This is a genomic window from Arthrobacter sunyaminii, from assembly GCF_018866305.1.
Lineage (GTDB): Bacteria > Actinomycetota > Actinomycetes > Actinomycetales > Micrococcaceae > Arthrobacter_B > Arthrobacter_B sunyaminii.
Map to the genome: position 1 here is coordinate 2013061 of NZ_CP076456.1, position 20805 is coordinate 2033865.

Below are 20805 nucleotides of genomic sequence, written 5' to 3' on the forward strand. Positions count from 1 at the left end.
AACAAGGAGTCGTTGACGACGATGCGAGAGGGAAACTGATGAAGATTATCGTTCTAATGAAAGAGGTTCCGGATACCTGGGGGGACCGCACCCTGAATCTGGAGACCGGCCTGCTGGACCGGGCCGGAAGCGAATTGGTGCTTGATGAGATCACCGAACGGGCACTCGAGGTTGCACTGACGCACCGCGACAGCCAGAAAGACGCCGAGGTGGTCCTGCTCGCCGTCGGCCCGTTAACAGTGCCTGCCAGCCTGCGCAAGGGACTGGCGATGGGAGCGGACCGCGCCGTCCATGTGCAGGACGACGCGTTGCTGGGCGCAGACATGACCCTCACTGCCGAGGTGCTCGCTGCAGCTGTCCGGCAGATCGGTTTTGATCTGGTCATCGCAGGCAACATTTCGACCGACGGCGGAGGCGGCGTTCTGCCGTCGATGATTGCCGAACTGCTCGGCGTCGCCGGCCTCACTTCCCTCAGCACCGTAGAGATCAGCGATTCCGCTGTTGCCGGGCGCAGGAATATTGAATCGGGAACGTTTGAAGTAAGTGCCGCACTTCCTGCGGTTATCTCGATCACGGAAGCACTTCCGGATGCCCGCTTCTCCAACTTCAAGGGCATCATGGCTGCGAAGAAGAAGCCGTTCGAAACTCGAACCCTCGCGGATCTGGGCGTGGCCCCCGATGAGTCCGCCTCGCGGTCCATCATCCTGGCTGTGGCCGAGCGCCCGGCACGCACGGCCGGCATCAAGATTGAAGACGACGGCGACGCTGGCCAGCAGCTGGCCGATTTCCTCACCCAGAACCAACTCATCAAAGGACGCTCAGAATGACCGGCTACCCCAGTGACTCCGTACTCGTGCTTGTTGACGTTGCGCCGTCGGGCAAGCTCCGCTCCAGCGCAGCCGAAGTAATCGGTGCGGCTTCAGCGGTAGGCACGCCTGTTGTGCTTGCCGTAGCAGCCCCCGGAAGCGCAGACCTCATCGGTGCCGAACTGGCCGCTCTCGGTGCGGCACACGTCCTGGTTGCTGAATCCGACGAGCTGGCCACCGCCATGGTTTCCCCCGTGGTTGATGCGCTCAGTGCAGCGGCAGCCGCTGTCGCTCCCGAAGCCGTGCTGGTTTCCAACTCCATCCAGGCCCGTGATGCCGCAGCACGCTTCGCAGCCCGTTCCGGTTCCGCACTGGCGGCGGATGCGGTTGGGGTTTCGCGTGACGAAGAGGGCATCGTTGCCCACCATTCGGTCTACGGCGGGGCCTACTCCGTGGATTCCGCGGCGACCACCGGAACCCTCGTGATCACGCTCCGGCAGGGTTCCTCCAGCGTGCGGGCCGAGGCGAAGGAAGCGAGCATCGAACTGCTTTCCGTCCAGGCATCCGGTGTGCCCGACGGCGTCATTTCCAGTTATGAGGAAACCGCCGTCGCTTCCGCCCGGCCGGAGCTGCGCGGTGCGGATGTAGTGGTTTCCGGAGGCCGCGGCCTGGGTTCCATTGAGAACTTTGCGCTGGTAGAGGAGCTGGCCGATGCACTGGGTGGGGCCATCGGTGCCTCGCGCGCTGCAGTGGACGCCGGCTACGTGCCGCAGACCTCGCAGGTTGGACAGACCGGGGTGACCGTTGCCCCGCAGCTTTACATTGCGCTCGGCATCTCCGGTGCCATCCAGCACCGCGCCGGGATGCAAACCGCCAAAACCATCGTCGCGATCAATAAGGACGCGGATGCGCCCATCTTTGAGATTGCCGACTTTGGCGTGGTGGGGGATCTGTTCACTGTTGTGCCGCAGCTGGTGAAGGCCATCGAAGCGAAACGGGCGGCAGTTTGACAAGACAGGGCCTGCCCCGGACTCCCGGGGCGGGCCCGGCCACGGAACAGAGTGAAAAGCGGGCTGCACAGGAGCCCGCATCCAACGGGTCTGTGCCGGCCGCAGCCGCCAACGGGACGGTGCCGGATGAAGCGGCAGCCAACGGATCCGTCGCCAACGCCGGAGCTCCGGCGGCTGCAGCACCGCAGGCCAAGCCTGCCGGCCGTCGGCAGGGATTGCCGCGCCCCGGCGCTAATGCCCAGCCGGCTGGACCCGCTGCCCAGCCCGCTGCTGTCCAACCGGCAGCTCCGGAGGCGGCTGCAGCCAGTCCGGCTGTGAATGCTGCGGCTCCGGCCGCAACACCGGCTAAGCCCGGCCGGCGCCAGGGCATGCCGCGTCCGGCCGCCGGTACGTCGCCTGCGGCACCTGCAGCGGGCACAACCGCACCTTCAGCAGCTTCATCTGAGGCAGCCGCACCGGCCCGCGGTACCCGCACCGGTTTGGCAGCTGGTGCCGCACCCGCAAAGGCTGCGGCACCTGCACAGGCCGCGGCGTCGACCACGGCACCCGCGCCCGCCAAGCCGTCGTCGAGCCCTGCCCCCGTGCGCAGCCGACTTGCCAAAGCGGGCATGGCGGCCGTGGGGCTTCTCGTCTTGTTTGGTGCGGCCGTGCTGCTGGCACGATGGCTGGTAACCCTCGAGTCAGTGCAGGGCTTCCTTGACCGTTACCCGGGGGAGAGCCACCTGCCGGACGGGGCACCCGTGGGGTTGCCGGCCTGGCTGGGATGGCAGCACTTCTTCAACGTTTTCCTCATGGTTTTGATCATCCGGTCAGGATGGCAGGTCCGCACCCAGCGCAAGCCGCCGGCATCGTGGACCCCGCGGCGGGGGAAAAACCCAAAGAAGATCAGCATCACCCTCTGGCTGCACCAGTCACTGGACCTTCTGTGGCTGGTCAACGGAGGCATCTTCATAGTGCTGCTCGCGGTGACCGGCCAGTGGATGCGGGTTGTTCCGACCAGCTGGGACGTGTTCCCGAACGCGCTCTCGGCGGGCCTTCAGTATCTTTCGCTGGATTGGCCCACCGAAAACGGCTGGGTCAACTACAACAGCCTGCAGGTTCTGGCCTACTTCGTCACGATCTTCATCGCGGCTCCACTGGCTGCGCTGAGCGGGTACCGCATGTCCAACCTGTGGCCGGCCAAGGCCAAGGGGCTGAGCAAGGTGTATCCCGTTGAGGTGGCACGGGCGATTCACTTCCCCGTGATGCTGTACTTCGTGGGGTTCATCATTGTGCACGTCGCACTGGTGCTGTCCACCGGTGCACTGCGGAATCTGAACCACATGTACGGCGGCCAGGACGCGGTCAACTGGTTCGGGTTCTGGATGTTCTTTGCGTCGCTGCTGGTGATAGCCGGGGGTTGGTTCGCAGCCCGCCCCCTGGTTCTTGCACCCATCGCCTCCCTCTTCGGGAAGGTCGGACGCTAGCTTCACGCAACCCGCAGAACAATCCATTAGGGGAAGACCTCCGGTCAGCGGCTGTACGGCCGCCGACCGGAGGTCTTGTTTTGCCCCGCCGGCGGAGCTGCGGGCTTACACCTTCTGAGGCTCCCCGACGGCCAGCACCTGGGAGATTTCTTCGGTCCGCCAGCGGTCGAGCAGGCGGTGGAAGGCCACCGGACCCGGCCCGAAGGAGAAGCTGACGGGCGGGGGATTCCCCTCGCGGTTGTAATAGCCCGGGGTGCATTCGGCTTGGAACTTCCGGTTATCCAGCGACGTTTCCCGGATGGTCCGGCACCACGTATCTTCCGCTTCCGCCGTTGGCTCGATGAAGGCGGCTCCGGTCTCGCGCCCCTTGGCGATGACGGCTGCAATGTGGTTTGCCTGCTCCGCCAGGATGTGGACAAAGTTCACCGAGTTTGCGTTCTGTGCCGACCCCAGGTGGAACAGGTTCGGGAAGCCGTGGGTGTAGAAGCCGTGCAGGGTTCGGGGTCCCCGGCTCCACGCTTCCAGCAGTGTTTGTCCGTCGCGTCCGGTTACCGGCAGGGCCCCCGAGGTCACCCCGGAGACACCGACGTTGAAGCCAGTGGCGAAGATGACGCAGTCCACCTCGTACTCTTTATCCCCCACCACAATGGACGTCTCGGTCATGCGGGTGATCCCGCCGGTGTCCGCAGTGTCCACCAGTGTGACGTTCGGAAGGTTGAAGGACTGCAGATAGGTATCGCTGAAGGTTGGCCGCTTGCACATGTAGCGGTACCACGGCTTCAGCATCTGCGCTGTGGCGGGATCGTTCACCACCTCATCCACCCGGGCGCGAATCTGATTCATCTTGGCGAAGTCCAGCACTTCATCCTGCCGCTCCCGTTCCGCAGCGGAGACCGTCCGGTCCACGGCGCCGCTGATCATTTTGCGGTGCAGCTGCGGCACAGAGGTCCACCCGTCGCGGACCAGGTCCTGTTCCACCGGTTCTCCGGAGACCACGGCAAGGAAGTTCTCCATGCGCTCCTGCTGCCAGCCCGGGGTCAGTGATGCTGCCCAAGCAGGATCCGTGGGGCGGTTGTCCCTGACATCCACGGAGGACGGTGTGCGCTGGAAGACCAGGAGCTCCCCGGCGTCGCGGGCCACCATGGGCACCACCTGGATGCCGGTTGCTCCGGTGCCAACCACGGCAACCTTCTTGTCCGCCAGTTTGTGCAGGTTGCCGAACTGATCTCCGCCGGTGTATCCGTAGTCCCACCGGCTGGTGTGGAAGGTGTGTCCCTTGAAGGAATCGACCCCGGGGATGCCCGGAAGCTTGGGCTGGGTGAGGGTCCCGGAAGAGGTGATCACGTGCCGGGCACGCATCCGGTCTCCGCGGTCTGTTTCAACGCTCCATTCCAGGGCATCCGCGTCCCACGCCAGACTGGTGACCCGGGTATGAAAGAGGGCGTCGCGGTACAGGTTGAACTTTTCCGCAATTGCCACCGCGTGCCTGCGGATTTCCTCGCCGGGGGCGTACCGCTCACTGGGCATCGTGCCGACTTCCTCCAGCAGCGGCATGTACACATACGATTCAATGTCACAGCGTATTCCGGGGTAGCGGTTCCAGTACCAGGTTCCGCCGAAATCGCCCGCTTCATCCAGCATGCGGAGACTTTCGATTCCGGCCTGCCGCAGGCGCACGCCCGTGAGCAGTCCGCCGAATCCACCGCCGATCACCAGCACTTCAACGGCATCGTTCAACGGCGCCCGCTCGCGGCGCTCGGTGTACGGATCGGTGGCGTAGTAACCGAAAGTGCCGGTGGCCGGCTGGTACTGGGCGGCGCCGTCGGGCCTGATCCTCCGGTCGCGTTCGGCTTTGTAGCGTGCCCGCAGCGCGTCGACGTCCAAGCCTTTGCGCAGCAGTTCTTTTGAGACATCTTGGACAGGGTCATGCGTGCTCATCTGTAGTCCTAACGTTGCATGAGAGCATTCCCGGCAGGGCCCCCAGCCCGTCGCCGGAACGCCGTGTGATAACAACCACGACAAAATGGTTAGGACCACACTAACCATCTGGGCTGAACGTTTCCTGATTCGTCCAGCGGCGAACTACGGTGAGGACATGACCGACGGAAGTGATACCCGGCAGGAACGCCGGCGGCTGGTCCGCAGCCTTGAGAATCTCGGGTCCGCCTTCCAGGCAACCACGCTTCCCGTGCTGCTTGACTCGCTCCTCTCCACGGAACTGACCATTCAGCAACTCAAGGTGCTGGCGGTGCTGGCCACCACCGAGAACGGCGCCACCGGCCGGGGCCTGGCAGATACCTTTGGGGTGTCCCTGGCCTCCATGTCCGGACTGGTTGACCGCCTCGTGGCCCAGGGGGCTGCTGTCCGTTCCCAGGATGAAGCGGACGGGCGTGTGCGCCGGGTCCGGGCCACGCCGCTGGGGCTGGCACTCGTGCGGCGCCTCATGTCGGCCCGGCCTGAGCTGAGCGCGGACATCCTTGACCGCCTGCCGCTGGAGGACCTTCGCGCCCTGGAGCAGGGGATGCGTGCCGTCCACCGCTGCTCCATGCCGGACCCCGCGACGGACCCTGCGCCGGGCCTCGAGCCGCCGCCGTGATTTAGCCAATGCGGTAAAGCCGCAAGATAATGAGATGATAAGAGATGTCCATAGGTTTTGGACCACTTCGCCGTATGGCCCCCGTCCGCTCAGCTTCACACCGGCGGCGGCCTGAGGCCCAGGATGCGCACGGTTGCGCGGGCCCGGCGGAGTCGGCTCTGAAACGGACCCAAGACCTTTTGGCGCAGCAGCACAGTGCTGCAGCGCCCCAGCAAAACCCGTACCCGACGAAAGAAACTCCATCCGTGAATAGAACACCTGCCGCACTGAAAGCCCCCCGGGAACTCGCCAATGGAACCATGCGCATTGTTGCGCTGGGTGGTATCGGTGAAATCGGCAGAAACATGACCGTCTTCGAATTTGACGGCAAGCTGCTGATTGTCGACTGCGGCGTGCTTTTCCCCGAGGAAATCCACCCCGGCGTCAACCTGATCCTGCCTGACTTCTCCTACATCCGTGACCGCCTGGATGACGTTGTGGGCGTTGTCCTGACCCATGGCCACGAAGACCACATTGGTGGTGTCCCGTACCTGCTGCGCGAACGCGCTGACATTCCCCTGATTGGTTCCAAGCTGACGCTGGCGTTTGTGGAAGCCAAGCTCAAGGAACACCGCATTACCCCGAAGCTGATCCAGGTCAAGGAAGGCGACCGCCGCACCATGGGCGGATTCGACCTGGAATTCGTGGCCGTCAACCACTCCATCCCGGACAGCCTGGCCGTTGCCATCCGCACTCCGGCCGGCATGGTCCTGCACACCGGTGACTTCAAGATGGACCAGTTCCCGCTGGACCGCCGCATCACCGATCTGGCCGGCTTCGCACGGCTTGGCGCCGAAGGCGTGGACCTGTTCCTCACCGACTCCACCAATGCCGATGTTCCCGGCTTCATGGCCTCGGAAAAGGAACTTGCTCCGGCCATCGACCAGGTGTTCCGCACCGCGCCGCGCCGGATCATTGTCTCCAGCTTCGCCAGCCACATCCACCGCATCCAGCAGGTCATCGACGCTGCCGACCGCTACAAGCGCAAGGTGGCGTTTGTGGGCCGTTCGATGGTCCGCAACATGACGATCGCCGAAGAGCTGGGCTACCTGAACATCCCCAAGGGCCTCCTGGTGGACTTCAAGCAGCTGCAGCGCTCCGACGACCACAAGGTGGTGCTGATCTGCACCGGTTCGCAGGGCGAGCCGCTGGCAGCGCTGTCCCGCATGGCCAACAAGGACCACGCGATCCGCATCCACGAGGGCGACACCGTCCTGCTGGCCAGCTCGCTGATTCCGGGTAATGAGAACGCCATCTACGGCGTCATCAACTCCCTGACCAAGCTGGGCGCCAATGTGGTGCACAAGGGCAACGCCAAGGTGCACGTCTCCGGCCACGCCAGCGCCGGTGAACTGGCGTACTGCTACAACATCGTCAAGCCGCGCAACGTCATGCCGGTCCACGGCGAATGGCGCCACCTGAAGGCCAACGCAGCCATCGCCGTCGCCACCGGCATGGACCCGCGCGACGTCGTTATCGCCGAAGACGGCGTGACAGTTGACCTGCGCCGCGGCCGTGCCACGGTTTCGGGCAAGATCCCCGTGGGACTGGTGTTCGTGGACGGCGACAGCGTCGGCCACACCACCGAGGATGACCTCAAGGAGCGCATGCAGCTCTCCGAGCAGGGTTCCGTCACGGTCCTGGCGCTCATCGATCCGGACACCAACACGGTGGCCGAGCCGCCGGAGCTCTTCATCAAGGGCTTCGCCTGCAGCCCCGGAGATATCAAGAAGGCTGAAGCCGCCATCGAGAAGGCCATCAACGACGCCGCCGGCCGCGGCCGCGGTGGCCGCAGCGAGGACCCTGAGGCGATCATTGAGCGCGCCACGGCAAACTGGATGCGCCGCTTCTACAACCGCACGCCGGCCATCACGGCCATTGTTGTGGATGCCTAAAGCAGCAGCTTTCCCTCAGCGGTAGCTGAAGGGAAACGAAGGAGGGGACGGTGTCGGACGACGACGCCGTCCCCTCCTTTTGGTGTCCGGGCCAGTTGGCGGATGACACACTGGTACAGGGACATTGGCTAGACATTGGCTCCAGGGACATTAGCGGCTGAAGGGAAATTCTCATGAGGACAACACCGGACTGGGTGCAGCACGCCATCTGGTGGCAGGTCTACCCGCTGGGCTTCACCGGCGCGGAACAGACGGCGTTGCCTGCGGATGCGGAGCCCCGCCACCGGCTGGCCCACCTCACCTCCTGGCTGGACTACATCGTGGAAATGGGTGCCTCCGGCCTGGCTTTGGGGCCGGTGTTCGCCTCGGAGACCCACGGCTATGACACCGCCGACTACTACCGGATCGATCCGCGGCTTGGCGATGACGGCGACTTTGACGAACTCATCCGCGAAGCCCGTTCCCGCGGCATCCGGGTGCTGCTGGACGGCGTCTTCAACCACGCCGGCCGTTCCTTCGGGCCCTTCACCGAAGCTCTGGAGCAGGGACCCGGCGCGGCAACGGCAAAGTGGTTCTCCTTCACCTGGCCCGATGCGTGGACGCCGGAGACCGAACCCGGTTATGCGGACTTTGAAGGCCACCACCAGCTGGTGGCCCTGAACCATGACGAACCGGCAGTGGCGGACTTCGTGGCCGATGTGATGAAGCACTGGCTGCGCCGCGGAGTCGACGGATGGCGGCTGGACGCGGCGTACGCGGTGCCGTCGTCGTTCTGGGCGCGGGTGCTGCGCAATGTCCGTGCCGAATTCCCTGACGCCTATTTTGTGGGGGAGTACATTCACGGCGATTATCCGGCTGAAGTAACGGACGGAACGCTGGACTCGGTGACCCAGTACGAACTCTGGAAGGCGATCTGGAGCTCTCTCGTGGACGCCAACTTCTATGAGCTGGCTGCCGCCCTGGGGCGGCACAACACGTTCCTGGACACCTTTGTGCCGCTCACCTTCGTGGGCAACCACGATGTCACCCGCATTGCCAGCCGGTTGGATCCGGCCCCGGGGCAAAGTGCATTCCGGCTGACTCAGGCCCTGGTGCTGCTCTTCACCCTTCCGGGCACCCCTTCCGTCTACTACGGAGACGAGCAGGGCTACCGCGGCGTCAAGGAGGACCGGGCCGGGGGAGACGACGACGTCCGCCCTTCCTTCCCTGCCACGCCGGACGATCTTTCCGCGGTGGGCCAGCCGCTGTACCGGCTGCACCAGGAACTCATCGGGCTGCGCCGCCGCCATTCCTGGGTGCATGCGGCCCGAACCCGGGTGCATTCGCTCAGCAACGAGCAGCTGGTCTATGAGGTGCACGACGCCGGCAACTCGCTGTTCGTAGCCCTGAACGTTTCAGGCCAGGCGGCTGCCGTACCGGTACCGGCCGCTGCCCGCGAGGTGCTGGCCGGTGAGTCCGGCTTGGACGCCGGGGCCGGGAAGCTGGCCCTGCCGCCCAACAGCTGGGCCGTGCTCGGTCAAGGCCAGGACTAGCCGGGTCGGTCTGCAAGGATCTGTTCGCGGAGGATGTCCGCGTGGCCGCAGTGCTGGGCCAGCTCGCGCAGGACATGCAAATAGATCCACCGCATGGGAAGCGGCCCCCGGCGGTTCCCGCTGACGACGTCATCCAGTCCGAGACCCGCTGTTGCAGTCCGAGACTCGGCACAGATCCGGCGGTAGTCCGCCCGCACTGATTCGATGCTGTCTTCAGATGTGAGGTCGAAGGATTCGTCCGGCCCGGCGGAGCAACCGATGTCCGCCCGGGAACGACCCGTGATCGCCTCGTTGAACCAGACCTGTTCCACAAATGCTGCGTGCTTGACCAATCCCAGCAGAGTGGTCTTGGAGGGGACCAGAGGGCGGCGCGCTTCGCTGTCGCTCATCCCCTCCAAACACTGATAGAGGGCCTGTCGATGTTCATTGATGAACATCTGAAACTGGGCCGCCAACGGTGCCTCGAAAGCCGAGGGATACGGTTCTGCTGTCGTCTTCACGCTAGTGACCCTACAGGCGGTGTTGGACAGCTGGACAGCGCTGGTCAGGAGTGCATGCGGACCAGTTCCTCTTCCCGCTCCTTGCTCCATGCCCGGGCGTAGAGCCCGAGCGCCGCCTCGTCCCGCAGGGGAATGCCCAGCCGGTTTAGCAGGTGGCGGCTCTGAATCATGGCCAGGTGCTGAGCACTGCGGCTGATGCGTGACTTGTCGGCCCGGTACAAATACGAGTCGATGGCCCGGACCCATCGCTTGCGCCAGTTTTCGACCGAGGGCTCGGAAGCAACTGCGATCATTGACCGGTGGGCAGGCACAATGCGCGGCGCCAATGCCCTTGTCAGCGAGGTGCGGGCGTGTGCGGCACGGTCCCCAAAGGCAGCGGTGCTGCTGCGGAGGTGACTGTCCCAGTAGTAGTCCCAGCTCAGGGCTTTGCGATCGGGCCATAAGGCCGAGCGAGGCCCGTACATCATCGAGTGGCAGGCATCGAAGAGCAACAGCGCGGCGAGGGCAGAGCGCGTATTGGTATTGGGGAACCGGCCGATGGCCCAGGCTGCCAGGTCACAGGACACCTCAGATACCTCCAAGGTGAGCGCAATGCCCTGGATCCCGCCATACTTCGCCAGCGCCGCTTCAATGCGGGGCAAGGGCTGCTCATCATGGCGTGGGGGATAGCAGCCGGGCTGCACCTCGGAGGTTTCCAGGTCGCCCAGCAGGTCTGCCGATTGGCGGGTCAGAGCGAGGGCGAACGTCCGCAAACGGTTCACGACATCATCGGAGGCCAGCACGTGCACCTCCACCTGCGGCCTCTTCGGGTCCAGATTCCGGGCAAAAGTCCCACGTTCCGCCCCCCACAACCGGGCCTGGGCCACGAGGGGTGTGACAACGTGCCCCACGACGGCATCGCAGTAATCCTTCTGCATGGGCTTGATGGTCAGCACCCACCACCTGAGAGTCCTGGTTTTTTGCGTACTGGTTGATTCCCTCGGTGCTTGTTGCCGCACTGCGGGTTTGGTGGACGCTAGCTGGCTCATTCCTAACCCCTTTTAACATGTGATGGCAGTCCCCATCGCTGCCATTCATGCCGCCAACCATGTCACAAAACCCCGTGATTCCCATGCCCGGTCAGGGGCCTTACGGATCGAGTCCTAAATACCTTGTCAATGCATTCACATCGTGTTATAAACCGCTTTCGGGAGCAGAGGGGTGGTTCTTCGAAGAGGTGATCGAGGGGTTTTTGTTATGGTCCGCCCTTTGGTCGTGAGGAAACCATGAGGATATCCAAAACCGGCTCTGGCAAGGCATCTAATCGAAAAGACGCCGTTTGCGTCCATGCCGTCTGTTCGGCGGCATGAGATCGATTCCCGGGGGTTCCCTTGTTGGATGTAGTTGTTGTCCTGGGCGTTGCGGCACTTTTTGCCGCATTGTTCCTGAGCATTAGGGCGGTGGAGAAGCTGTGATCTTCTTCGACTTTCTTGCCCTTGCCCTGGCCGTTGCCGCGGCCGGCTATCTGCTGGCGGCACTGATCCGTCCGGAGCGGTTCTGATGGGCGTTTGGCCGGCAGTGGCCTCTTTCCTGATGGTGGCACTGCTGTTGGCAGCGCTTTACCGGCCGCTGGGCGACTACATGGCCCGGTTTTACGCCTCGGACAAAAACCTGGCGGTGGAACAGGGGTTCTACCGCGTGATCGGAGTGGATCCCGGATCGCGTCAGTCCTGGCAATCCTATCTGCGCAGCATCCTGGCCTTCTCCGCCGTCGGGTTGCTGCTGGTCTACGCGCTCCAGCGCACCCAGCACCTGCTGCCCGGGTCGCTGGGTCTGCCGGCCGTACCCGAAGGCCTGGCCTTCAATACTGCGGCGTCCTTCGTGGCGAACACCAACTGGCAGTCCTATTCGCCGGAAGTGACGGTGGGTTACACGGTCCAGATGGCAGGACTGGCTGTACAGAACTTCCTTTCGGCAGCTGTGGGCCTGGCCGTAGCCGTTGCCCTGGTCCGGGCCTTCGCATCCCGGAAGGAAGCGACTATCGGCAACTTCTGGACGGATATGACCCGGTCAGTGGTGCGGCTGCTGCTCCCCATCGCTTTCGTCAGTGCGCTGCTGCTGCTTCTGGGCGGCGTCATCCAGAACTTCAACGGCTTCACGCAGGTAACCGGCCTCGCCGGCGGCACCTCGACGATTCCGGGCGGTCCCGTAGCTTCCCAGGAAGCCATCAAGCTCCTGGGCACCAACGGGGGCGGATTCTTCAACGCAAACTCCTCGCACCCGTTCGAGAACCCGTCCGCCTGGACCAACCTGCTGCAGGTGGTGCTGATGCTGGTCATTCCGTTCAGCCTGCCGCGCACCTTCGGAACCCTGATCGGAGACCGGAAGCAGGGATACGCGATCCTGGCGGCCATGGCCACTATCTTCACCGTGTCCCTCGCGGCCATGACAGCCCTTGAATACTCTGCTTCATCGGCCCTGGCCGGTTCCATGGAAGGCAAGGAGCAGCGGTTCGGCATAGCCGGATCCACCCTGTTCGGCACCACCAGCACAGCCACCTCCACCGGCGCCGTGAACTCGATGCATGACAGCTTCAGTCCGCTGGGCGGCATGATGGCCATGCTGAACATGATGCTCGGCGAAGTGGCTCCGGGCGGCGTGGGATCGGGCCTCTACGGCATTCTGGTCCTGGCCCTGGTGGCCTCCTTCATCGCCGGTCTCCTGGTGGGGCGCACGCCCGAGTACCTCGGCAAGAAGATCGGCCCCCGCGAGATCAAGCTGGCCAGCCTTTACCTGCTGACCATGCCCACCCTCGTCCTGGCCGGTACGGCACTGAGCTTCGCTGTCCCCGGCATCCGCGAGGATGTCACCGGGACCTCCATCTACAATCCCGGACTGCACGGCTTCAGCGAAGTGCTGTACGCCTTCACCTCGGCGGCCAACAACAACGGATCGGCGTTTGCGGGCTTGACGGCGAACACGCCGTGGCTGAACACCGCGCTGGGCCTGGCCATGCTGCTGGGCAGGTTCCTGCCGATGATCTTTGTGCTGGCCCTGGCCGGTTCGCTGGCTGCTCAGGACCGCGTCCCGGTCACTGCGGGAACGCTTCCCACCCACCGGCCCCAGGCCGTGGTCATGCTGTGCGGCGTCACCGTCATCGTGACCGCCCTGACCTTCTTTCCCGTACTCGCGCTGGGTCCCCTGGCGGAAGGGTTGCTCTGACCATGTCCACAGTGACAAGCAAAACCGACAAGTCCCCGCTTCGGCCGGACTCACAACAATCCGGGGAAGCACCGGACGGCCAGGACGCGGCGTCAGCAAACCGGGCACCGGCCCGCAGCGGCTTCTCCGCGGCCCAGCTGGGGAAGGCTTTCCCCGGCGCCCTGCGCAAGCTCGATCCGCGCATCATGTGGCACACCCCCGTCATGTTCATTGTGGAGGTGGGCGCCGCGCTGATTACCGTCATTGCAGTGGCGGAGTCCGTCACCGGCGACGCCGGCACCTCGGGCGGCAGCACCGTGCCCGGCGCTTTCACCTGGCTGATTGCGGCGTGGCTTTGGCTGACCGTCATCTTCGCCAACCTGGCGGAATCCGTGGCCGAAGGCCGCGGCAAGGCCCAGGCAGCTTCACTGCGGGCCACCCGGACCACCACTCCGGCGCAGCGGGTGACCGGCTACGACGCAGCCGGCGATCCTTCCGCGTCCCGCGCCACGGTGGAAGAAGTTGCGTCCGCTGATCTGGTGCTCGACGACGTCGTGGTGGTCACCGCCGGCGGGATCATCCCCGGCGACGGCGACATCATCGACGGCATTGCCTCCGTGGATGAATCCGCGATTACCGGCGAATCCGCTCCCGTGGTCCGCGAATCCGGCGGCGACCGGTCTGCGGTCACCGGCGGAACCCGGGTGCTCTCGGACCGCATTGTGGTGCGGATAACCAGCAAGCCCGGTGAGACGTTCGTGGACCGGATGATCCGCTTGGTGGAAGGGGCAGCCCGGCAGAAAACGCCGAACGAGATCGCCCTGGACATCCTGCTGGCCACCCTGTCCCTGATCTTCCTGGTGGTGGTGGTGACGTTGAATCCGCTGGCCGGATACGCCGGCGCAGCGGTCAGCATTCCAGTGCTGGTGGCCCTGCTGGTCTGCCTCATCCCCACGACGATCGGTGCACTGCTCTCAGCCATCGGCATTGCCGGCATGGACCGGCTGGTCCAGCACAACGTGCTGGCGATGTCCGGCCGCGCCGTTGAAGCCGCCGGCGACGTCACCACCCTGCTGCTGGATAAGACCGGCACCATCACCTACGGCAACCGGCAGGCTGCCGCGTTCATCCCGGTGGCGGGAGCGGACCGCAACAAGCTGATCCTCGCTGCAGTGCTGTCCTCGGCGGAGGACCCCACTCCCGAGGGCAAATCGATTGTGGACCTTGCCGCCGGCATGGGAATCACACCGGTGAAGGACGTCGACGCCGTCAGCGTTCCGTTTACCGCCCAGACGCGCATGAGCGGGCTGGACTATGCAGATGGAACAAACGGCGCCACCGGAACACAGATCCGGAAGGGTGCCGGCTCGGCCGTCATGGACTGGGTGGCCGAGTCCGGCGGAATCGACGTCGACGTACTGTCCGACCTGACCTACCATGTGGACAAGATCTCCGCCGGCGGCGGCACGCCTCTGGTGGTGGCCATCCGGGAGGCCGACGGCGGGCCGTCCGGGAGCAGCGCACGGATTCTCGGCGTCGTGCACCTGAAGGACGTGGTCAAGGACGGGCTGAAGGACCGCTTCGCCGAGCTGCGGCGGATGGGTATCCGCACCGTCATGATCACGGGAGACAATCCGCGCACCGCCAAGGCGATTGCCGCGGAAGCCGGGGTGGATGACTTCTTAGCCGAAGCCACTCCGGAGGACAAGATGGCTCTGATCCGCAGGGAACAGGCCAGCGGCCAGCTGGTGGCAATGACCGGGGACGGCACCAACGATGCCCCCGCCCTGGCCCAGGCCGATGTGGGCGTGGCCATGAACACCGGAACGTCGGCAGCGAAGGAAGCCGGCAACATGGTGGACCTGGACTCGGACCCCACCAAGCTGATCGATATTGTCCGGATCGGCAAGCAGCTGCTGATCACCCGCGGCGCACTGACCACGTTCTCGATCGCCAATGACGTGGCCAAGTACTTCGCGATCATTCCCGCCATGTTCATGGGCGTGTTCCCGGGACTGGCCGTCCTGAACGTCATGGGCCTGCATTCTCCGGCGTCGGCAATCCTCTCCGCGGTCATCTTCAACGCCCTGGTGATCATTGCCCTGATTCCGCTGGCGCTGCGGGGCGTGAAGTACCGGGCAGCCGGTGCCTCCGGGGTACTGACCCGGAACCTGCTGGTCTTCGGCGTGGGCGGGGTGGTGGCGCCGTTCATCGGGATCAAGCTCATCGACCTCGCCGTATCCCTGATTCCGGGGTTCTGATGACCGGCCCTAACATCTCCAAACACAACGAACAGGAAGCATCATGAGTACTGCACGAACGTCGGCGCGCCAGATGGGAGTGGCGGTCCGCAGCGTCCTGGTCCTGACCGCGGCACTGGGAATCGTTTATCCGCTGGCGGTTACGGGTGTGGGGCAGGTGGCGGCCATTCACCAGGCCAACGGCTCGGTGGTCACCGTGAACGGGGAGGATGCGGGGTCCGCCCTGGTCGGCCAGTCCTTCACCGATGCGGACGGCGCCGCCCTGCCTGAGTGGTTCCAGTCCCGGCCCTCTGCCGCCGGCGACGGGTACGACGGCGGTGCCTCCAGCGGTTCCAACCTGGGCCCCACCAACCCGGATCTGGCGGCAGCAATCGATGAGCGCCGCGCCGCGGTTAGCGAACTGGAGGGCGTAGATCCCGGCGACGTGCCCGCGGACGCCCTGACGGCGTCGTCGTCGGGGCTGGATCCCCACATCAGCCCGGAATATGCCCTGCTTCAGGTGGACCGGGTGGCCGCCGAGCGCGAACTGGACCCGGTCGATGTCCGGGCGCTGGTGGAGTCCGCTGTGGAAGGGCGGCGCGGGGGAGTGCTCGGAGAACAGACCGTCAACGTGTTGCAGCTCAATATTGCCCTCCTGGAGTTGGACACTTAGGAGATGACACGAGGACAACTCCGGGTATTCCTGGGCGCTGCGCCCGGAGTCGGCAAGACCTACACCATGCTCGAAGAAGGGCGGCGCCTGCGGGACGAAGGCAGGGACGTGGCGGTGGCGGTGGTGGAGACCCACGGCCGCGCCGCCACGGCCGCCATGGCCGAAGGCCTGGAAACAGTTCCTCCGGTCCAGGTAAACCACCGCGGACTGGTTCTGTCAGAACTGGATCTGAACGCCGTCCTCGCCCGGCGGCCGGACTATGCGCTGGTGGACGAACTCGCCCACACGAACGCTCCCGGATTGGCCCATGCCAAGCGCTGGCAGGATGTCCAAACACTGCTGGACGCCGGCATCAACGTCCTGTCCACCGTCAACATCCAGCACATCGAGTCCCTGAACGACGTCATTGAACAAATCACCGGCACCGTGCAGCGCGAAACGGTGCCGGATTCGGTGCTTCGGACAGCGGACCAGGTGGAGCTGGTGGACATCGCGCCTCAGCTGCTGCGCGGCCGACTTTCACAGGGCATCATTTATCCCGCCGGGCGGGTGGATGCCGCGCTGTCCAACTACTTCCGGCTGGGCAACCTCACGGCGCTGCGCGAGCTGGCGTTGCTGTGGCTGGCGGATGAGGTGGACAGTGCACTGAACAAGTACCGTGCCGAAAACGGAATCCGCAATAAGTGGGAAGCCCGCGAACGGGTGGTGGTGGCCCTGACCGGCGGACCGGAGGGGCAAACCCTGCTGCGCCGCGGAGCCCGGATTGCCGCCCGATCCGCCGGCGGGCAGCTCCTGGCGGTTCATGTGACCAGCCCGGACGGCCTGCGCGGCGGAGATCCGGGCGAGCTGGCCTCCCAGCGGGCACTGGTGGAGAAACTGGGCGGCACCTTCCACCAAGTGGTGGGCTCGGATATTCCGCACGCACTGGTGGATTTTGCCCGCGGCGTCAACGCCACCCAGCTGGTCATTGGTGTCAGCCGCCGGCCGCGGATCCAGGCACTGCTGACCGGTCCGGGAATCGGCGCCACAGCGGTGCGTGAATCCGGCGACATTGACGTGCACATCGTCAACCATGCCTCTGCTGGCGGACGGCCGGTCCTGCCGCGGCTCGGCGGCGCCCTGACGGTGCGCCGCAGGCTCTGGGGGCTGGCTCTGGCGCTAGCCGGCGGTCCGCTCCTGACCTGGGCGCTGGTGCTCATGAGCACGCCGGAATCCATTACCGGAGATGTGCTCAGCTACCAGCTGCTGGTGATCCTCGTTGCGCTCGTTGGCGGGATCTGGCCGGCGCTGTTCGCCGCGCTGCTCTCCGGCATTACCCTGGACTATTTCTTCATCCAGCCCCTGTACACCGTCTCCGTTGCCACGCCCGCGCACATCCTGGCCCTGGTGCTGTACCTCGTCAATGCCATGCTGGTCAGCTTTGTAGTGGACCGCGCGGCCCGGCGTTCCCGGGCGGCACGCCGTTCCGCCGCGGAGTCCGAACTGCTGGCATCGGTAGCCGGAAACGTCCTGCGCGGTGAGGACGCCACCGCCGCCCTGGTGAGCCGCACCCGGGAAGCTTTCAGCCTGGACTCGGTCCACCTGATGGCCGACGGCGTTCAACTCGCCGCAGCGGGAGCCCGCACGCCGCCGGGCGCCGCATCTCTGGTCCTGCCGGTGGGGGAACACGCGGTGCTGGAACTGTACGGCAGAGATCTGGAAGCGGCAGACCGCCGCCTCCTGGCGGTGATTACCGCCCAGCTCGAGGCGGCACTGGACTTTGGAGACCTTGCCGAAACAGCCAAAGGGTTGGGATCACTGGCCGCTGCGGACAAGGTCCGCACCGCGCTGCTGGCCGCCGTCGGGCACGATCTTCGCCGCCCGCTGACGGCAGCCACCGCAGCGGTAACCGGCCTGCGGGCACCGGACGTCCAGTGGAGCGAACAGGACCGCGCCGAACTGCTGGCCACTGCCGAGGAATCACTGGCAACACTCTCGGAGCTGGTGACGTCCCTGCTGGACGTGAGCCGCCTGCAGGCCGGAGTGCTGGGCGTCAGCCTGGCTCCGCTCGATACCGCCGACGCCGTATTGCCGGCGTTGGAGGAGCTGGGGCTGGGTCCTGCGGAAGTCGAGCTGGAGATACCTCCCGCACTGCCCCCGGTGCTGGCTGATCCGGTGCTGCTGCAGCGGGTGCTGGTCAACCTGCTGGCCAACGCGGTGCGATTCTCACCGCCGGAGGCCAAAGTGGTGCTGGCTGCAAGCGCGTTTGCCGGCAGGGTGGAAATTCGCGTCATAGACTGTGGGCCCGGGATTTCGGCGGAACGGCTGGAAGATGTGTTCCTGCCCTTTCAACGGCTCGGGGATACCGACAATCTGACTGGTCTGGGCTTGGGCCTGGCACTTGCCAAGGGTTTCATGGAAGGAATGATGGGGACGCTGGAAACCGAGGACACCCCGGGAGGCGGACTGACCATGGTGCTTTCGCTTCCTGCCGCTGCCGTAGAGGAAACAACGGAGCAGAGTGCCGGAAGTTCGGACGGCACGCTGTGAAGATTCTGGTGGCCGACGACGACGTTCAAATCCTCCGTGCGCTGCGCATTACCCTCTCCGCTTACGGATACGAGGTGGTGACGGCGGCCGACGGCGCAGCTGCTGTCCGCAAAGCAGTCGAGGAACATCCAGAACTGATTGTGCTGGATTTGGGCATGCCCCGGCTCAGCGGCATGGAGGTTATCGAAGCCGTTCGGGGTTGGAGCCGCGCGCCGATCCTCGTGATCTCCGGCCGCACGGATTCCGCAGACAAGGTCCGTGCCCTGGATCTGGGTGCCGACGACTACGTCACCAAACCATTCGCCACCGAGGAGCTGATGGCCCGGATCCGTGCTCTGACCCGCCGCGGCCCGGCGGCTCCTGAGCAGTCCGAAGTGGTCTTCGGCGGGGTACGGGTGGACCTGGCCGCCAAGGCTGTAATCCGCATCTCCGACGGGTCCGCGATCCGCCTGACCCCCACCGAGTGGCGGTTACTGGAGGCACTGGTGCAATACCCGGGGCGGCTGATCAGCCAATCCTCCCTGCTGTCCGCGGTGTGGGGTCCCGGTACCACCGACACCGGTTACCTGCGCCTGTACATGGGGCAGCTGCGGCGGAAACTGGAAGCAGATCCTGCGGCTCCGGTCCATCTGATCACCGAGCATGGATTGGGCTGCCGGTTCGTACCGGACTCGGCGGCAGGCTAGCCGCCCTCCGTAAACGACCGGTGGTAATCCTCGAGGATGCGCCGCGTTGCCGCGCCAATGGCGCGGTACTCAAAATCAGTCAAATTCGCCAATGACACCCGGACCGAGGGAACGACGACGTCAAACCCCTTGCCCGGGAGCAGCACCACGCCGGTCTCCGAGGCAAGCCGCAGCAGGAACCGGAGCCCGAGGTCCTCCCGGGAGACCAGCCAGGCGGCAAACTCGTCACCATAGAGACGCGACCCCAGTTTCCGCAGGTCTATCAGGCTGTAGTACCCCACGTCGTCGGGCGCCGGAGTGGGCGCCACACCCATGTTCCGGTACAGGGTGTTGTACCGCCCCCGAATCAGGGCTTTTGCTGCGTCCTGATAGCGGTCCAGCCGATCCATGAGGCCGTGCAGGGCAAAGAGCACCATCTGCAGCTGCTGCGGACCCGAAATCCCGGCGGTGTGGTTCAGGGCCACGGAACGGCTGTCGGCCACCAGCCTGTCAATGAACTTCAAGCCGGGCACGTCAGTGGTCAGGGAGGAGTACCGCGCGTTCAGCCGTTGCTTCTCGCCGGCAGGCAAGGCGTCCAGCAGATCATCGATCACGTTTTCCTGGTGCAGCGCGATGGTACCCAACCGCCAGCCCGTGGCTCCGAAGTACTTGGAAAAGGAATAAACGCACAGCGTGTTCCGCGGACAGACGGCAAAGACGGAGACAAAGTCATCGGCGAAGGTGGCATACACGTCATCGGTGATGATGATCAGGTCCGGTCGCTGATCCGCCACCAGCCGTGCAAGCCGCTCAAGGACCGCCTGCGGCTGCTTGGCAGAGGGCGGATTGCTCGGATTAACCAGGCAGAACACCTTAATGGCCGGATCCAGCAGCTTCTCCAGTTCGGTGTTCGGCAGTTGCCAGTCCGCTGACTCGTCCATGACAACCTGCACCACGTCCAGGCCGTAATCCGGCAGCAGCGGGATTTCCAGGTACGGCGAGAAGATTGGAGTGGCCAGGGCAATCCGGTCACCGGGGGTGATGAGTCCGTTAACGGCAAGCGAAGAAAAAATGTAGGTCATCGCCGCCGTTCCGCCTTCGGTGGGGAACACATCGACGGCGCCTGCAGGGATCTGCCCGCCGAACAGTTCCTGCCCCAGATACGCGCGCAGAACCTCCTGGGTCTGGGGCAGCACCCGTGGCGGTGTTGGATAGATGCAGCCCAGGAAGGCTGTCACCATCTCTTCAAGAAACGCCTCCCGGTCCAAGCCCAGCTGATCGTGCACGTAGCTCACTGCGGACCGCAGGAAGTGCAAACCCTCCCGCTGCGGATCATGCACCACAAACGCGTTGAACCGCCCCAGCATCCCGTTCTGCTCCGGCAGCCCGCCGAAACCGCTGTCCAGGTATGAATATGAACGTTCGGACTCCGACACGGAGAAGTCTCCGAGCGCCAGGAACGCCCGTCGCGGAAGAGTGGCGAGGAAGTTGGGATTGCCGCGCCCGGCGTTCAGCATCAGCCGCTCGGTTCCTGAGGCGGCAGCGATCAGCCGGTCCTTGAGCTCAAAAGGACTCAGCGAAGCCAGGGCGGCCAAGTCCTGCTCCTGCTCCCGGTCCTGCTCCTGGTGACGACTCTGCTCCTGGTGGGAAGGTTTCTTGTCCATCGTGCTCCTG

General features: G+C 64.8%; 16 protein-coding genes. 12 read left to right on the forward strand and 4 right to left on the reverse strand.

The genetic code is table 11. The annotated features are described in order from the left end of the window. The first annotated feature begins 38 nt into the window (after positions 1-38). From KG104_RS09015 to KG104_RS18085, 3 genes are all read left to right on the forward strand, one after another. The gene (locus KG104_RS09015) at positions 39-827 is read left to right on the forward strand and encodes an electron transfer flavoprotein subunit beta/FixA family protein (protein ID WP_207346791.1); all 789 of its coding nucleotides are present in this window, start codon (positions 39-41) and stop codon (positions 825-827) included. Beyond that, the gene (locus KG104_RS09020) at positions 824-1816 is read left to right on the forward strand and encodes an electron transfer flavoprotein subunit alpha/FixB family protein (protein WP_104161031.1); all 993 of its coding nucleotides are present in this window, start codon (positions 824-826) and stop codon (positions 1814-1816) included. Before KG104_RS09015 ends, KG104_RS09020 begins: the two co-directional genes overlap by 4 nt. 92 nt (positions 1817-1908) lie before the next feature. Then, the gene (locus tag KG104_RS18085; RefSeq protein WP_237688566.1) at positions 1909-3282 is read left to right on the forward strand and encodes a cytochrome b/b6 domain-containing protein; all 1374 of its coding nucleotides are present in this window, start codon (positions 1909-1911) and stop codon (positions 3280-3282) included. 105 nt (positions 3283-3387) lie between these two features. On the opposite strand, the gene KG104_RS09030 is transcribed toward KG104_RS18085, so the two are convergent. Further along, positions 3388-5220 (reverse strand): flavin-containing monooxygenase, encoded by a 1833-nt coding sequence (locus KG104_RS09030; protein ID WP_207346792.1) that lies wholly within the window; start codon positions 5218-5220, stop codon positions 3388-3390. Between the two features lie 157 nt (positions 5221-5377). Between KG104_RS09030 and KG104_RS09035 the strand changes: the two genes are divergently transcribed. From KG104_RS09035 to KG104_RS09045, 3 genes are all read left to right on the forward strand, one after another. Further along, entirely contained in the window at positions 5378-5878 is a 501-nt protein-coding gene (locus tag KG104_RS09035) for a MarR family winged helix-turn-helix transcriptional regulator (RefSeq protein ID WP_207346793.1), read from the forward strand. A gap of 299 nt (positions 5879-6177) precedes the next feature. Continuing rightward, positions 6178-7812 carry a ribonuclease J gene (locus KG104_RS09040; RefSeq protein ID WP_104054329.1) on the forward strand — a complete coding sequence of 545 codons (1635 nt, stop codon included), beginning with the start codon at positions 6178-6180 and terminating at the stop codon, positions 7810-7812. A 173-nt stretch (positions 7813-7985) separates the two neighbouring features. Further along, a complete protein-coding gene (locus tag KG104_RS09045) occupies positions 7986-9344 on the forward strand; it encodes an alpha-amylase family protein (protein WP_207346794.1) in 1359 nt (452 codons plus the stop codon). Here KG104_RS09045 and KG104_RS09050 read toward each other — a convergent pair. Both KG104_RS09050 and KG104_RS09055 read right to left on the reverse strand, forming a co-directional pair. Next, positions 9341-9781 carry a DinB family protein gene (locus tag KG104_RS09050; protein WP_237686865.1) on the reverse strand — a complete coding sequence of 147 codons (441 nt, stop codon included), beginning with the start codon at positions 9779-9781 and terminating at the stop codon, positions 9341-9343. The two genes, KG104_RS09045 and KG104_RS09050, sit on opposite strands and share 4 nt — an antisense overlap. Before the next feature lie 107 nt (positions 9782-9888). Beyond that, the gene (locus KG104_RS09055) at positions 9889-10872 is read right to left on the reverse strand and encodes a lantibiotic dehydratase C-terminal domain-containing protein (protein ID WP_207346796.1); all 984 of its coding nucleotides are present in this window, start codon (positions 10870-10872) and stop codon (positions 9889-9891) included. A gap of 422 nt (positions 10873-11294) precedes the next feature. Here KG104_RS09055 and kdpF point away from each other — a divergent pair, with 422 nt between their 5' ends. Genes kdpF through KG104_RS09085 form a run of 6 tightly spaced genes read left to right on the forward strand, consistent with a single transcriptional unit; the run spans position 11295 to position 19152 of the window. After that, positions 11295-11384, forward strand: a complete 90-nt coding sequence (gene kdpF, locus KG104_RS09060) for a K(+)-transporting ATPase subunit F (protein ID WP_104054326.1) — start codon at positions 11295-11297, stop codon at positions 11382-11384. Next, complete coding sequence (kdpA, locus tag KG104_RS09065; protein ID WP_207346797.1) at positions 11384-13045, forward strand: potassium-transporting ATPase subunit KdpA; 1662 nt, start codon at positions 11384-11386, stop codon at positions 13043-13045. Before kdpF ends, kdpA begins: the two co-directional genes overlap by 1 nt. Positions 13046-13047: 2 nt before the next feature. Continuing rightward, entirely contained in the window at positions 13048-15285 is a 2238-nt protein-coding gene (kdpB, locus tag KG104_RS09070; RefSeq protein ID WP_207346798.1) for a potassium-transporting ATPase subunit KdpB, read from the forward strand. 43 nt (positions 15286-15328) lie between these two features. After that, positions 15329-15937 carry a potassium-transporting ATPase subunit KdpC gene (kdpC, locus tag KG104_RS09075; protein WP_207346799.1) on the forward strand — a complete coding sequence of 203 codons (609 nt, stop codon included), beginning with the start codon at positions 15329-15331 and terminating at the stop codon, positions 15935-15937. 3 nt (positions 15938-15940) lie between these two features. After that, on the forward strand, positions 15941-18466 hold the full coding sequence (locus KG104_RS09080) for a DUF4118 domain-containing protein (protein WP_207346800.1): 2526 nt from the start codon (positions 15941-15943) through the stop codon (positions 18464-18466). Then, the gene (locus KG104_RS09085; protein WP_207346801.1) at positions 18463-19152 is read left to right on the forward strand and encodes a response regulator transcription factor; all 690 of its coding nucleotides are present in this window, start codon (positions 18463-18465) and stop codon (positions 19150-19152) included. The genes KG104_RS09080 and KG104_RS09085 overlap by 4 nt, the downstream gene beginning before the upstream one ends. Here the strand turns inward: KG104_RS09085 and KG104_RS09090 are convergent. Beyond that, positions 19149-20795, reverse strand: coding sequence for a bifunctional aspartate transaminase/aspartate 4-decarboxylase (locus tag KG104_RS09090; RefSeq protein ID WP_207346802.1), 1647 nt, complete (start codon positions 20793-20795; stop codon positions 19149-19151). The two genes, KG104_RS09085 and KG104_RS09090, sit on opposite strands and share 4 nt — an antisense overlap. Positions 20796-20805 lie beyond the last annotated feature (10 nt).